The sequence below is a fragment of the Bacillus sp. FSL E2-0195 genome (assembly GCF_038003645.1).
GTDB classification, from domain to species: domain Bacteria; phylum Bacillota; class Bacilli; order Bacillales; family Bacillaceae_G; genus Bacillus_A; species Bacillus_A mycoides.
This window is the reverse complement of the sequence record NZ_JBBOPN010000001.1, coordinates 751,188-766,124: the sequence shown is the minus strand read 5'-3', so window position 1 is coordinate 766,124 and position 14,937 is coordinate 751,188. Positions and strand designations below refer to the sequence as shown.

Sequence of the window (14,937 nt, the reverse complement as noted above, 5' to 3'; positions counted from 1 at the left end):
TATAGTAAGGGGGAATTTTTATGGATATGAAACAAATTGCAGCTCAAGTCTTACAGAACATCGGAGGAACAGAAAACATTATTCGTGCTACTCATTGCGCTACTCGCCTTCGTCTTGTACTAAAAGATGAAACAAAAATAAACACGTCAGAAATCGAAACCATTGATGGGGTTAAAGGTGCTTTCGCAACGAATGAGCAATACCAAATTATTTTTGGCACTGGCGTAGTAAACAAAGTGTATGATGAGTTTTCAAAACTAATCGGAATAACTGAACTTGATTCTACGGCATCAAACGATCTTCCTAAGAAAAAAATGAATCCGATTACTCGCCTAGCAAAAACGTTATCCAATATTTTCGTTCCAATTATTCCAGCCATCGTTGCAAGTGGTTTACTTATGGGACTACTCGGAATGTTTAAAGCGTTTAAATTAGTTCCTAGCGATCACCCACTTATCCAATTACTTGATATGTTCTCAAGTGCAGCTTTCGTTATTTTACCTATTTTAATCGGTGTTAGTGCAGCCAAGGAATTTGGAGGAAATATTTTCTTAGGTGCCGTTATTGGTGGTATATTAACTCACCCAAACTTAACGAATCCTTGGACTCTTGCAAACGCAAAACCAACTGTTTTACATTTCCTCGGTATGGATATTGATATGATTGGCTATCAAGGCACTGTTTTACCTATTTTATTATGCGTATACGTTATGAGTACAATTGAAAAAGAACTCCGCAAACGAGTTCCGAACTCTTTAGATTTATTAGTTACACCGTTCTTAACAATTATTATAACTGGCTTTTTATCACTTATTATTATCGGACCAATTGGATATAAAATCGGTGACGGTATTACGTACCTTTTAAATACTATTTATCAATTTGCAGGACCAGTGGCTGGTCTTATATTCGGTGGTCTATATTCAACAATCGTTCTTACTGGCTTACACCATAGCTTCCACGCTATTGAAGCTGGCTTACTTGCTAATAAAGATATCGGTGTCAATTTCTTACTCCCTATTTGGTCAATGGCTAACGTCGCCCAAGGCGGAGCTACTTTAGCAGTTTATTTCAAAACAAAAAACAAAAAAACGAAAGAAATCGCAATTCCAGCAGCAGCGTCAGCATTTTTAGGAATTACAGAACCAGCTATTTTTGGTGTCAATTTAAAACTTGGTAAACCATTTATTGCAGCTGCTATTGGTGGCGCAATTGGAGGCGCTTACGTTGTTTGGATGCAAGTCGCAGCCAATGCATACGGTTTAACAGGTATTCCAATGCTTACAATTGTTGCACCGCTTGGCATGATGAATGTGATTCATTATGTAATCGGCTTCGCTATTGCAGTTATTACTGCTTTTGTTGCCACTCTCATTTTATATAAAGAAAGTAAATAACAACGAGGTAAAAACCTATGTCGAAATATAAAACAATACTGCAATCCAATAAAGAAGAATTACATTCTTTATATACAATTGCAAATCAAGATTCATGGAAACCGATTTATCATATTCATCCGCCATATGGATTAATGAATGATCCTAACGGTGTATCATACTACAATGATGAATATCATGTTTTTTATCAGTGGTATCCATTTGGCCCGATTCACGGAATGAAACATTGGGGGCATGTAAAATCAAAAGATCTTATTAACTGGGAACGAATGCCTGTAGCCATTATCCCTACCGAAAGCTATGAGTCACATGGCGCATATTCTGGTAGCTCTATTATAAAAGATGGGCTTCTTCACTTATTGTATACAGGGAATATAAAGAAACCTAATGATTCTCGGGATGCTAAACAATGTATGGTAACGATGGATTCTCAATATACGATGACTAAGTATAGTAATAATCCTGTTATTGATATGATTCCTGACGGATATACGAAGCATGTACGTGACCCCAAAGTATGGAAAAATAACGATACGTACTATATGTTACTCGGAGCACAACGTGAAAATAAAACGGGTACTCTATTATTATATAAGTCACTAGACCTATACAGTTGGAATTTCCAAGGCGAGGTTAAAACAAATTTAAAAGAGTTCGGATTTATGTGGGAGTGCCCCGACTATTTCCAATTATTAGGGAAAGATATGTTACTCTTTTCGCCACAAGGAATCGAAAAAGACGAGGGGAATTTTCAAAATGTATATAATGTCATATATGCAATCGGAAATTTCGATATTGAAAATTTATATTTCCATATTGATTCGTATTACGAAGTTGATAAAGGTTTCGACTTTTATGCCCCTCAAACTTTAGAAGATCAATCTGGACGCCGCCTTTTATTTGCTTGGGCGGGCTCAAGCGAAATAACATACCCTTCTGATGATTATATGTGGGCTCATTGTTTAACACTTCCACGAGAACTAACGTTAGAAAATAATATATTAAAACAAAAACCAGTTTCAGAACTAAAAAAACTAAGAACAACAAAAAAAGAGATTTCAGGTGACATATCAACTGGATTAAACGTACTGGCGACCCTTGGCCATGAATGCTCATATGAATTAATTGTAACTCTTAAAACAGATGATGCGAATAACTTTGGCCTTTCTCTCTTCCATAATGAAGAAGATTCTTTCCCGATTATATTTAACCGTGAAAAAGGAACTGTTTCCATAGACCGAAGCAACTTCCATCACCAATTTGGCGGAGAATATGGATATGAACGCTGTGAAAAAATTGATATTCAAGATACGATAGACCTCAGAATATTTGTAGATAATAGCATCGTAGAAATCTTCTTATATGATGGTTCCACTGTCTTTACGTCTAGAGTATTTCCGCGAAAAGACATTACACATCATATCGCAATCTTTTCAGATGCAAAACTAAACTTTACAATTACACAATATAAACTTAAAAGAGGGATTATATGAGAAATGTTTTTTGTATAGGTGAATTATTAATTGATTTCGTTTGCCGAAACTCCAATGTTTCTTTAGTAGATGGTACTGATTTCGAAAAGAAAGCTGGTGGAGCTCCCGCTAACGTTGCCGCTGCTATTACAAAATTAGGTGGACATGCTACATTTATGGGGCAAGTAGGAAATGATCCATTTGGTGATTTTCTAGAACAAACTTTACAACGTGCTCATGTTGACACTTCAATGCTCATAAAAGATAAACAAACAACGCTTGCTTTCGTATCTATCGATAAAGATGGTGAACGTGATTTTATTTTTATGCGTGGGGCTGATGGTCAATACACCTTTAATAAAATTAATTTAGCAAAAATAAAAAGTAATGATCTAATACATTTCGGTTCGGCAACTGCCTTATTATCAAGTCCATTAAAAGAAACATACTTTCAACTATTACAATATGCAAAAGACAATAATCACTTTATTTCTTTTGATCCAAATTATCGAGATGCACTTATTACAGATATAGAACAATTTTCTCAAGATTGCCTATCCTTTATAAAACACGCACATTTCGTAAAAGTAAGCCAAGAAGAAGCAACGATGCTTTCTAAAGAAACTAATCTACAACAATCAGCACTAAAATTATTAAATTACGGGGCTAAAGTTGTAGCTATCACACTTGGAAAAGACGGTACTCTTCTCGCGACAAAAGAAGCTCAAATCATTGTACCTTCTATTTCAATTAAACAAGTAGATACAACTGGTGCTGGTGATGCTTTCGTCGGAGCGATGTTGTATCAAATTTCTAAAAATGAACAAACGCTTCCTCAAAAATTCACAGATTTAGCCGAGTTTGTCTCTTTTGCAAATAAAGTAGGTGCCATAACATGTACAAACTACGGAGCAATCGCTTCACTTCCATCATTGGCAGAGGTAAAAGCATACGATTAGTCGTATGCTTTTTTACATTCCTCTCCAAACATCATGCATCATAAAAAAGTACAAAATAACGAGAAGGACCGTCCCGCATAAAGTAATGCGCCGATATACACTCTTCTCCCCTTCCCTCGCTTTAACAAATGCCCAAATAAATCCAACGAACAATATTAAATCAATATATGGAACATAAAAGGAGAAGACGAGTAACGCATATAAATACACGATAAATAAACAAGTCGTGATTAAGAAAATTTTAAATGCAAATTCACTTTTCATAATGTGACCGCCCCCCAGTCTGTACTGTATTATATTCAGCAAAACATAATAGTTGCTGTTTCAATTTTTTTATCTCACTATTTACAGGCGCGCGATTGGTATGAAATCATTAAAACCAACTAAACTTCATCACAAATAAGCTACCGCCTATACACGGTAGCTATTATGGAACATTATATTTCCTTTTATATATGTTACTTAAAATCGAATAAGGTAATTGCTCATAACGAATTTTTTCTCCCGTTACATCTACAATATACAAATTGTTTCCTATATAATAAGTTCCATCTTTTCGTTTGGAATACACTGTATATTTTTCATTTGGCAATACCGTTTTTACTTTCGTCAATTGTCCATTTGGTTCTTGCCAATATATATTTACACGATCTACTAACGTAAGCATTCCAATTTGTTCTTCTTCTACTTTACGACCATTCCAACTCACAACCCGATAACCAAGCTTATACGCTTCATATTCGGGACTCGTATGAAAACGAGAAATAATTACTTTCGTCTGTAATTGTACCCGGTCGTATAACCATTGTATGTCCCGATCGTGCATGCGAATACAACCATTCGACTCCCTGCTTCCAATCGTCCATTCCCGATTTGTTCCATGAATTGCATATTCCTTTTTATCTAGACCTAACCACCTCGTACCGAGAGGGTTATTCGGAGCACCCCCAGCTATTTTTTTACGATGGTATTCTTTATTTTTATATTTAGTTATAATACAAAAATTACCCTCAGGCGTCGGGGTCCTGTCTTTTCCTGTCGTTATCGGAAATGTCTTAGTATAGTTTCCATCTTCAAAAAAAGACAGCTGATTCGTCGTAAGGTTAACTAATATTAAATGATCTGTATTAGCAAAAACGCTAGCTGGCAGGCAGAAAAATAGGATTACGATAAACCATACTTTCTTCATCTAAATCCTCCCTAGCACTAACATCATAATAAAGTGAAACTTTACTCGTTGGGGGATTTTGTCCATCCCCACTGAGGATTAGCCTTCACCAATCGAGCATTTACGGACATTTATCTCCCACCTAACTTCCTTGTATTCACCGAATTGTTAGGTAGGAGTCTTACTGCCCGCAAATAGCGGGATAAATACAATTAACTTTACTTTGCTCTTATAAATGAAAACTATCCATTCACAATTACTCCACCATTTACATGCATCATCTGTCCCGTTACATATGCCGAATCACTAGACGCTAAATATACATATGCAGGCGCTAATTCATACGGCTGACCAGGCCTTTGCATAGGAACATTACTCCCAAACTGTGATACTTTTTTCTCATCAAAACTGGATGGAATAAGCGGTGTCCAAATTGGGCCTGGTGCAACACCATTTACACGAATTCCCTTTTGTACTAACGACTGAGATAGCGATCTTGTAAAAGCGACAATCGCTCCTTTCGTTGCAGAATAATCAATCAACGTTTCATTTCCTTCATACGCAACGATAGATGCCGTGTTTATAATTACATCCCCTTGCTTTAAATGAGAGAGGGCTGCTTTTGTAACATGAAAATAAGAAAAAATATTAATACGGAACGTTTTTTCTAGCTGTTCCGCTGTAATATACTCTAGTCCTTGCTGCGGATATTGCTGTGCGACGTTATTCACAAGAACATTTAGCCCCCCTAGCTGCTGGGCGGTCTCTTCTACAATCTCTTTACAATGTTGTTCATTACTCAAATCTCCCGGCAATAATACACAATTCACGCCTTCTTTTTCCACAAGTTGTTTCGTCTCAGTTGCATCTTCGTCCTCATCTAAATAAGCAATCGCAATATTTGCTCCCTCTTTTGCAAAAGCGATAGAAACAGCTCTTCCAATCCCGCTATCTCCTCCTGTAATTAATACATTCTTTCCTTTTAACTTTTCACTTCCTTTATAATTTGGATCTTCAAACTTTGGAAGAGGATTCATTAACGATTCAATACCAGGTTGTTTATTTTGATGTTGTGCTGGCATTGTTAAAAAGTTTTTTTGCTGCGGCATAACTTCCTTCAACTCCTTTCCCCTTATAATGCGCACAATAAAAAAAACTACTTACACATTAAAGAACCGCAATGCACACACAGTTTTACGATTAATATTCGAATTTACGACATAAAATATGAGTTGTTCTAAAGTTTTTATGCAAAACTATTGCAAAATAGTTAAAAAACGAATATTATATATAACTGTTGTGAAAATTATTCGTAAAAAGAAAGGATGTTTATATGTTTAACCTTTCAAAACATAAAACTTCTATTAAAACTGAAATTATGGCAGGTATTATTACCTTTTTAACAATGGCATATATCATTGTCGTAAACCCTGTCATCCTTGGGGATGCAGGTGTTCCGTTTGAACAAGCATTTACAGCTACAATTATCGCTGCTGTTGTCGGAACATTATTTATGGCGATCTTTACTAATTTACCAATCGCAATTGCACCAGGTATGGGATTAAATGCTTACTTCTCTTATTCTGTTGTAAAAGCCCATGAAGGCATGACTTTCGCAATTGCATTCTCTGCTGTATTCGTAGCAGGTATGATTTTAATTTTGTTATCATTCACATCTTTCCGTACGAAATTAATGGAAGTAATTCCTGAGAACTTAAAACATGCACTTACTGCTGGTATCGGTCTTTTTATTGCTTTTATCGGTTTGCGCTTAACGGGAATTGTTACAAAAAATGATGCAAACTTAGTTGGGCTTGGCGACCTTCACTCTGCTCCAGTTCTACTAGCATTAGCTGGCCTTGGAATTACAATTATCCTTATGTCTTTAAATATAAACGGGGCACTATTTATCGGAATGTTATTAACTGGTATTATTGCTTACTTCACAGGTCAATTAACATTCTCAAGCGGCGTTACATCAATGCCTGGATTACCAGAAGGAATTATCGTTTCAAATCCAATTACTGCTGTATCTGATGTAATTAACTACGGATTATACGGCGTTGTGTTCTCATTCTTCCTTGTTACACTATTTGATACAACTGGAACACTACTTGGCGTTGCACAACAAGGTGGATTTATGAAAGATGGAAAGCTTCCAAAAGCAGGACGAGCTCTTCTATCTGACTCATTCTCAGCAACAATTGGAGCTATGTTCGGAACAACACCATCAACAGCTTACATTGAATCATCTGCTGGTGTTGCAGCTGGTGGTCGTACTGGTTTAACAACTGTTACAGTAGCTGTTCTATTTGCATTAGCAGCATTCTTCGGACCGTTAGTGAGCGCTGTTTCTGGCGTTTCAGCTATTACAGCACCATCACTAATTATCGTTGGTAGTCTTATGATGGGCTCAGTTCGCCACATCGATTGGGATACATTCGATGAAGCATTCCCAGCATTTTTAGTAATCTTAAGCATGCCACTTACATCAAGTATCTCAACAGGTATTGCACTTGGATTTATTTCATACCCACTTATGAAAGTGGCAAAAGGACAATTCCGTGCTGTTCACCCACTTGTGTATTTATTCGGGATCTTGTTCGCTTATCAATTAGTTTTCTTACCACATTAAAATCCCTCGTTGTGAGGGATTTTTTATTTACAAAAAAACATTTGACAACAGCATACACTTATGGAATAATTCGAAATAGTTAAATATTCGATGTCTTATCAAGAGCAGGTGGAGGGATGAGCCCTACGAAGCCCGGCAACCGACCCATTTATGGGCACGGTGCTAATTCTTACAACACATTGTGTTGAAAGATAAGAGTAATATGATAAGACGTCTTTTCTATATGAAAAGACGTTTTTATTTTCACTCCCTCCTCTCTTTTCTTAATTTAGGAGGGATTTTTTTATGAAAAAATTATGTTCCACCGTACTCATTATTCTCTTACTCGCATTAACAGCTTGCACAAGTGAACAAGATGCTATCTCTTCACAAAAGCAACAAACGGTGAAGAAAGAAACTACTACAGCAACAAATCATTTACAAACAGAAATTCCAAGCCAAGTAAAAAAGCCATTAAAAATCGCATTAATTATGCAAATGTCCATCGGAACTTTTTCCTCTCAATATATTGAGGGTGTCAAAAAACAAGTCGAGCTATTCGGCGGCAGTGTGCAAGTCTACAATTCTGATAATGATTTAGCAAAAATGGCAGCAAATCTAGATACTGCTATTAATTCAAAAGTTGATGGTATTTTAATTGATCACGGTCGCTCTGAAGCACTAAAACCCGGAGTAGAAAAAGCATTACAAGCGAATATTCCTGTAGTTGCATTTGATAACGACCTACGCTTACCAGGCGTAACGATTATTGATCAAGATGACTATAGTCTTGCATGGAAATCATTAAAAACGTTAGCGGAAGATCTGAATGGACAAGGGAATATCGCCGTCGTATGGGTTGGCGGATTTGCTCCAATGGAACGTCGCAATGTTATCATTGATGCTTTTTATAAACGTTATCCAAATATAAAAGAAGTTGCACGCTTTGGTACCGCTAGTAATAACACACCACTTGATACGCAAACACAAGTAGAGGCTTTACTAAAAAAATATCCGAAAAAAGGTGATTTACAAGCTATTTTCGCTTCGTGGGATGAGTTTGCTAAGGGGGCCGTCAAAGCACTCGAACAAGCTGGTCGTACAGATATAAAAGTATACAGCATTGACTTAAGTAATGAAGATTTACAACTCATGCAAAAAGAAAATTCACCTTGGACTGCTACGGCTGCAACCGATCCAGCTGAAGTCGGTAAAGTTCAAGTGCGTTTCTTATACAAGAAAATCGCTGGTGAACAAACGCCAGATATTTATTCACTAGAACCTTATTTAGTAAAGAAAAATAGTTTGCCACAAGAAAATATAACGATGGATCAATTATCAAAACATATAAACGGTTGGGGAGACTCGAAAGATGCATATTCACCTTGGATGAAAAAATTAGAGAAGGAGAAAAAATGATGACATTCTCTCTTCAAAACATTACACATTCTTATCACATCTCTACCCCTGTACTAGAAAATGTTTCTATTAACATACAAAAAGGAAAAGTTCACGCTTTACTAGGAATGAATGGTGCAGGAAAAAGTACTTTACTAAAAATAGCAACTGGTGAAATTCAACCAGTTGCTGGGAATATAAAAATTGATAATCAGTCTATTTCCTTTACTTCACCACGCGATGCAAAAAAACATGGTATTTCTTTCGTAACACAAGAAGTGGATCACGGACTTATTCCTGGATTATCTGTATTAGAAAATGTACTAATCGATCATTTAGCAATGCAAAATAAAGTACTATTTTCAAAGTCAAAATTAGTCTCACTCGCTAAACAACATTTGCAAACTGTACAGGCTGATTTAAATGTTTCGGAAGATGTTTCAAACTGCTCATTACATGAAAAACAATTACTTCTTATCGCAAGAGCTTTATCCAACAATACAAATTATCTTTTATTAGATGAGCCTACTTCTTCTCTTGGACCGAAAGAAGTTGAAACCTTCGGGCAACTATTAAAAGATTTAACATTGAAAGGAATTGGCATCATCTTAATTTCTCATCGTTTATCAGAGATTCGAAATTTCGCGGATGATGTAACCGTATTACATAACGGTAAAGTTGCACTTTCTGAAGCGATCACAAAGGTTACAGATCAACAAATTGTGGAAGCGATGACTGGAAAACAACTTACACTTCCTATTAATACAGCGCCAAAACGAGGGAGCGAAGAATTATTTAAAGTACAAGAACTTCCATTACACAAAGACCATTCTCCCCTTTCTCTCACCGTACGGAAAGGTGAAACTGTTGTGATATACGGATTAATTGGCAGTGGCAAAACAACACTTGCTGAAACGTTATTTGGTACTCGTCATACTTATCACGCAGAAATAGATGGTCAAACAATAACAATTAAAACACCGCGAGATGCGATTAAAGCAAAGATCGCACTTGTACCAGAGGAAAGAAGAAAACAAGGTGTATTTCTTTCGGAAGATATTATAAGCCACACTAATTTACACCAATCAGGTTGGAGACGAAAGCAAACCGAAGTAAATAATGCTACTACAGCAATTTCTTCTTTCAGCATTTCACCCAATGACCCAAAAGCATTTATTCATTCACTTAGCGGTGGAAACCAGCAAAAAGTCTCCATTGCAAAGTGGCATGGATTCAAACCGAATCTATTTCTTTTGGACGAGCCAACTAAAGGTGTAGACATAGCTGCAAAACAAGACATTTTTCAATTCATTCGTAACATTACTGGAAACGGAAGTTCCGTAATTTACTTCACAGGAGAACAAGATGAAGCACTACATATCGCTGATCGCATTCTTATACTCGCAAACGGAGAATTTGTAGGTGAATACTTACCAGACGGACTATCTCCTGAACAGCTTTTACATTTATCTGAAGGGAGTTATTCCATTGAATCTCGTTCATAAAACAAAAACTAAGAAACTATATTTACCTACTCATCTTTTTTATCAATTTAGTACGATTGCTATCATTATAGGTGTTACAATTTTCTTCTCTATCGTCAACGATTCTTTTTTAACATACAACAATATTAGTGATATTTTACGTTCCATTTCTATCGTAACGTTACTTGCAATTGGTGTTACCTTTACATTAATTGTAGATGGATTTGATTTATCAGTCGGCTCTACCGCTAGTTTAGCAACCATTGCCGCTGCTTCCTGTCTCATTTTATATCGACAAGAACTATTAGTCACACTCCTTGTTCCTATTCTTTGTGGGCTATTAGTTGGATTATTAAATGCACTACTCGTTATCCGAATTAAACTACCAGATTTACTAGCTACATTAAGTATCATGTATATCGTGAATGGACTACACTTAACATTTTCAAAAGGATCTTCTATTTATGAAGGAATGTCTGGTGCCAAAGGACATTTTATTCCATCCTTTTTATTTATCGGTCAAGGTTCTGTGTTAGGAATTCCAGTCCCTGTCATTATCATGCTTATCGTCGTTTTAATTGCATATGTATTTTTAGAAAAAACAACGTACGGTCGTTTCTTTTATATGACAGGTGGGAATCGAGAAGCTGCTAGACTAGCTGGTATTCCTACTGATCGTTACCGTGTATATGCTTATATGATTAGCGGTTTACTTGCCTCTATTGGCGGTATTATTCTATGTAGCCGAGTTGGAACAGGACAAGTTTCAGCTGGCGCCCCATTATTAATGGATGCAGTTGCAGCTGCCTATATCGGTTATGCAATGTTCGGTGCTAAGAAACCAAATGTCATCGGAACATTTCTTGGTTCCGTATTAATTGGAATCATATTAAACGGCCTTACAATGATGAACGTTCCTTATTATGCGCAAGATATCATTAAAGGCAGTATTTTAATTGCAGCTTTAGCCTTTTCATTTATTAAAAAGAAGCGTAAATAAAAAAGTAGCGCATCGAATTCCGATGCGCTACTTTCCTTTTGCAACAATCACACGAACTACTTTCAACGCAAAAAGCAAAAGACCGTTCGCTATTGCTGTAACACCTAAGAAGATTGCTATCATAAGCTCTCCCATTCCGTTATTAAATATAAAAATAATAGAAGAAATGAAAGCCAAAATAAACAATATGAACGCTGGTATATATTTAATAAAAGGCTTCTCAAATGATCTTTTAGAAAGAAGAAATGTAATTAACAATGTCATAATAAAAACAAAATATACCGCAAATAAAAAAGTCATATGAAAGCCTCCTCTACGACCAAACTACTTAAAAGAGGTTAGAAACCTTTAATATTTCTCATTTACCTGCAATTCTTTACTATACTTTTGAATGAACACTGATGAAATAACCATTACCATTCCTATACTAAAACCAATAAGCTGATCTAATAACATTTCATCATGAATGAACCAGCGCAGTAGAAATACGCCACCAAAAATAAGCAACATTGTAAATCCAGTATGTCTAAGCCCTTTATATACATTTTCCATATGTATCACCTCTCTACATAATTTTATCCATATTATACCATAATCCCAAAGTGTATATAACCAACATTCGGTATTGAAACCAATAATAAAAAAGGCTGCAGAGAACTCCTTCTCCACAGCCTAATTATTATTTTTGCAAAAACGCCTGTAAATCTGCAAATTGTCTCTTTGCATCTTCATAGCCTTGCTCATATAAACTTTGTAATTTAGCCGTATCCTTTTCCATACGATCTACTTGAAGCGGCACTTCTGGGCGAATAACAAATAAATTACCAGCTTGCTCTTCTTTTTCAATGTAGTGAAGTGTTTCATTATACACTTCATAACGATTCAGCATCGTATTTACAAGGTTTGGATACTTCTTATAAGCCTTTGCTGCAATCCAACCAAATTTTGATTTTTTCTTCGCGTAACCATGATTTCTCGTCAAAATAACGACTGATTTTTTAAATCCATCTTCCTGTGCTTTACGAACTGGAATCGGATCTGAAATCCCGCCATCTAACAATTGCTTACCTCGGTAGTTTACTGCCGGTGCAATGAAAGGTAATGAACTAGATGCTTGCAATAAATTTAGTGCATCATCATTCGTTCCCTCTTTTTCAAAATAAACAGACTGTCCTGTTTCACAATCAGTTGTTCCTACAAGGAAACGCTCTGGACTATTAAAGTATGTTTCAAAATCAAACGGTACATGCTTTTCTGGAATTTCATGAAAAATGAATTCCATATCAAATAGCTGACGTTTTTTCCACAAGTTTTTATACGATAAATACTGCGGATGTGATGCATAATCAATATTTACTGTTTTATTTCTATTTCTTTGTCTGGAAAGATACGACGCTGCATGACAAGCACCAGCTGATACACCAATTACATATGGAAAATATAAATCTTGTTCCATAAAATATTCTAATATCCCGCCCGTATATACACCACGCATACCGCCGCCTTCTAATACTAACCCCGTATTTTCAAGCATGTTATTCTCTCCTCTTTATATATATTGACTCCTTAATTATTCACTATGTTAAGTATCTTTTTCTATTATATATGAGTTCTTTCAGAAATTATATTGAAAAGGCTTGAAATGGAGGGTTTTTTTCTTCCAATTATATTTCCAAATGACCAGAGACATCCTTTATAAACCTTTGAATAAAATCTTGCTCTTCTTTCGTATATCCATCTAAAAGTAACAGCCACTTTTCTTCAGCTTGTTTATGCAATTTTTCATGAGCTTTATATATTTCATCTCCTCTTTCCGTTAAGCGGAAGAAAATTTCTTTTTGATTATCTAACATTTGCATTTTCTCAACGAATTGCTTTTGAAACAACTTTGTACAAATTTTAGAGATTGCGCCTTTCGTCATTCCCATTTCTGTTGCAATAGCAGTTACATTCATCAGACCATTTTTTCCGATACACTCGATAACATGTAACTCAGATAAAGACATACCACTTACACCTGTCTCACGAAGAAACTTCTCATTATTTTCTTTCAAATGCTCTTCTTTTTTATGAAAAAGTGTACGAATATCCGAAAGTATTTCCATTTGTTTCGCTGTACGTTCCAATCCATTCGCCTCCTAAGTTTCCAAAGAAACAATTTAACTATATACCATTTTAAAATCATTTTTTCATCTTTACAAGTGAGAAAATCATGTTAAAATTAATTTAGTTTCCAAGGAAACTAAATGACAAGGAGGTTAACATTATGGAAAAAACCAAACTGAATTTCATTTTATATGTTGTCTGTATGAGTGCCTTACTCGGTTCCTTCGCTCAAAATATTTATACACCTATCTTGCCGATGATTCAAAATTCGTTTCATACTTCTCTTTATCTTGTAAATTTAACCGTTTCACTTTTCACATTCGTTCTTGCGGTTATGCAGCTCATATACGGACCTTTAATTGATACAAAGGGAAGAAAATCTGTCCTTATCCCTAGTTTAATCATTAGTACAATCGGCTCAATTGGTTGTGCTTTCTCACCAAACATTTACTTATTTCTATTTTTTAGAGCTGTTCAAGCTATAGGAATAGCGGCTATACCTGTAGTTGCAGCAACGATTATCGGTGATTTATTTGAAGGAAAAGAACGCGGAGAAGCGATGAGCCTTTATCAAATGTTACTTGCTCTCGCACCTGCAATCGGTCCTCTCATAGGTGGCTATCTCGGCAGTATAAATGGCCACTTATCTATATTTCTTTTTTTATCTACAATTGGCATCATCTTATTAATTATAAACATTTCACTACTTCCAGAAACAAAACCAAATGTAATTGAGAAACCTAAAGCAAAAAAGAATTACTGGCTTATCTTAAAAAATAAAACTGGATTTTCCATTACACTTATTGGCTTTATTCAATTTTGTATATATTTCTGTTTCCTCGTTTTTTTACCTAGCATATTAACAAATATATTTCATCTAAGCGCAAGCGAAATTGGTCTTATGTTTGTACCGATGTCCCTTTCTCTTATGTTAGGAAGCTATTGCTACAAATTTTTGCAAAAACATTTCACAACAAAGCAGGCTTTATTCATCACTAGTTTCTTCAACATTATATGTGTCACTTTATTCTCTTTCACATATAGCATCAATATCCCATCCGTAATTATCGTTACCTCTTTATACGGTTTTAGTATGGGACTTTCTATGCCGACTCACACTACTTTATTAACGGAAGAATTCGTACAAGAACGCGCAACTGCCATCGGTATGTACAACTTCATTCGCTATCTTGGTATGGGTACAGGGCCTATTGTAGGTGGGTTTCTTTTATTTAATCAAAATTACTTTTGGATTTTCTTCCTAGGGGCAATTATATTTCTACTTATAGTTTTACACGCAATGAAAATGCTACATTCCCATGCTGCACAAAGAGCTTAA

At 35.7% G+C, this 14,937-nt stretch carries 15 protein-coding genes and 1 riboswitch; of the genes, 8 read left to right on the top strand and 7 right to left on the bottom strand.

Translation table 11 applies throughout. The features are described 5' to 3' along the window. Positions 1-20 precede the first annotated feature (20 nt). Genes MHH59_RS03910 through MHH59_RS03900 form a run of 3 tightly spaced genes read left to right on the top strand, consistent with a single transcriptional unit; the run spans position 21 to position 3,828 of the window. The gene (locus MHH59_RS03910; protein WP_340850841.1) at positions 21-1,397 is read left to right on the top strand and encodes a sucrose-specific PTS transporter subunit IIBC; all 1,377 of its coding nucleotides are present in this window, start codon (positions 21-23) and stop codon (positions 1,395-1,397) included. 17 nt (positions 1,398-1,414) lie between these two features. Continuing rightward, positions 1,415-2,890, top strand: coding sequence for a glycoside hydrolase family 32 protein (locus tag MHH59_RS03905; RefSeq protein ID WP_063226061.1), 1,476 nt, complete (start codon positions 1,415-1,417; stop codon positions 2,888-2,890). After that, positions 2,887-3,828: a carbohydrate kinase family protein gene (locus MHH59_RS03900; RefSeq protein ID WP_340850840.1), complete on the top strand. Its 942-nt coding sequence runs from the start codon at positions 2,887-2,889 to the stop codon at positions 3,826-3,828. Before MHH59_RS03905 ends, MHH59_RS03900 begins: the two co-directional genes overlap by 4 nt. A gap of 12 nt (positions 3,829-3,840) precedes the next feature. Here MHH59_RS03900 and MHH59_RS03895 read toward each other — a convergent pair whose 3' ends face one another. From MHH59_RS03895 to MHH59_RS03885, 3 genes are all read right to left on the bottom strand, one after another. Beyond that, entirely contained in the window at positions 3,841-4,092 is a 252-nt protein-coding gene (locus tag MHH59_RS03895; RefSeq protein WP_002029881.1) for a hypothetical protein, read from the bottom strand. Positions 4,093-4,255: 163 nt separating this feature from the next. Next, positions 4,256-5,017 carry a L,D-transpeptidase gene (locus tag MHH59_RS03890; RefSeq protein WP_002029880.1) on the bottom strand — a complete coding sequence of 254 codons (762 nt, stop codon included), beginning with the start codon at positions 5,015-5,017 and terminating at the stop codon, positions 4,256-4,258. Between the two features lie 221 nt (positions 5,018-5,238). After that, a complete protein-coding gene (locus tag MHH59_RS03885) occupies positions 5,239-6,105 on the bottom strand; it encodes an SDR family oxidoreductase (RefSeq protein WP_002087502.1) in 867 nt (288 codons plus the stop codon). 224 nt (positions 6,106-6,329) lie between these two features. Between MHH59_RS03885 and MHH59_RS03880 the strand changes: the two genes are divergently transcribed. The 4 genes from MHH59_RS03880 (at position 6,330) to MHH59_RS03865 (ending at position 11,492) form a co-directional block, all read left to right on the top strand. Then, positions 6,330-7,631, top strand: coding sequence for an NCS2 family permease (locus MHH59_RS03880; RefSeq protein WP_002029878.1), 1,302 nt, complete (start codon positions 6,330-6,332; stop codon positions 7,629-7,631). 92 nt (positions 7,632-7,723) lie between these two features. Further along, positions 7,724-7,829, top strand: a riboswitch (SAM riboswitch). An 87-nt stretch (positions 7,830-7,916) separates the two neighbouring features. Then, complete coding sequence (locus MHH59_RS03875; protein ID WP_340850839.1) at positions 7,917-9,029, top strand: sugar ABC transporter substrate-binding protein; 1,113 nt, start codon at positions 7,917-7,919, stop codon at positions 9,027-9,029. Beyond that, positions 9,026-10,513 carry a sugar ABC transporter ATP-binding protein gene (locus MHH59_RS03870; RefSeq protein WP_340850838.1) on the top strand — a complete coding sequence of 496 codons (1,488 nt, stop codon included), beginning with the start codon at positions 9,026-9,028 and terminating at the stop codon, positions 10,511-10,513. Before MHH59_RS03875 ends, MHH59_RS03870 begins: the two co-directional genes overlap by 4 nt. Further along, entirely contained in the window at positions 10,497-11,492 is a 996-nt protein-coding gene (locus MHH59_RS03865; protein WP_001054974.1) for an ABC transporter permease, read from the top strand. The genes MHH59_RS03870 and MHH59_RS03865 overlap by 17 nt, the downstream gene beginning before the upstream one ends. Positions 11,493-11,519: 27 nt before the next feature. Here the strand turns inward: MHH59_RS03865 and MHH59_RS03860 are convergent, their stop codons facing one another. The 4 genes from MHH59_RS03860 to MHH59_RS03845 all read right to left on the bottom strand — a co-directional run bounded on the left by MHH59_RS03860 (position 11,520) and on the right by MHH59_RS03845 (position 13,618). Continuing rightward, positions 11,520-11,792: a hypothetical protein gene (locus MHH59_RS03860; protein WP_000143386.1), complete on the bottom strand. Its 273-nt coding sequence runs from the start codon at positions 11,790-11,792 to the stop codon at positions 11,520-11,522. Between the two features lie 48 nt (positions 11,793-11,840). Further along, on the bottom strand, positions 11,841-12,044 hold the full coding sequence (locus MHH59_RS03855) for a hypothetical protein (RefSeq protein ID WP_000432819.1): 204 nt from the start codon (positions 12,042-12,044) through the stop codon (positions 11,841-11,843). Positions 12,045-12,171: 127 nt separating this feature from the next. Beyond that, entirely contained in the window at positions 12,172-13,026 is an 855-nt protein-coding gene (locus tag MHH59_RS03850) for a patatin-like phospholipase family protein (protein WP_002140445.1), read from the bottom strand. Positions 13,027-13,156: 130 nt separating this feature from the next. Further along, complete coding sequence (locus MHH59_RS03845; RefSeq protein WP_078178472.1) at positions 13,157-13,618, bottom strand: MarR family transcriptional regulator; 462 nt, start codon at positions 13,616-13,618, stop codon at positions 13,157-13,159. Between the two features lie 140 nt (positions 13,619-13,758). Between MHH59_RS03845 and MHH59_RS03840 the strand changes: the two genes are divergently transcribed. Continuing rightward, complete coding sequence (locus MHH59_RS03840; protein ID WP_201055553.1) at positions 13,759-14,937, top strand: MFS transporter; 1,179 nt, start codon at positions 13,759-13,761, stop codon at positions 14,935-14,937.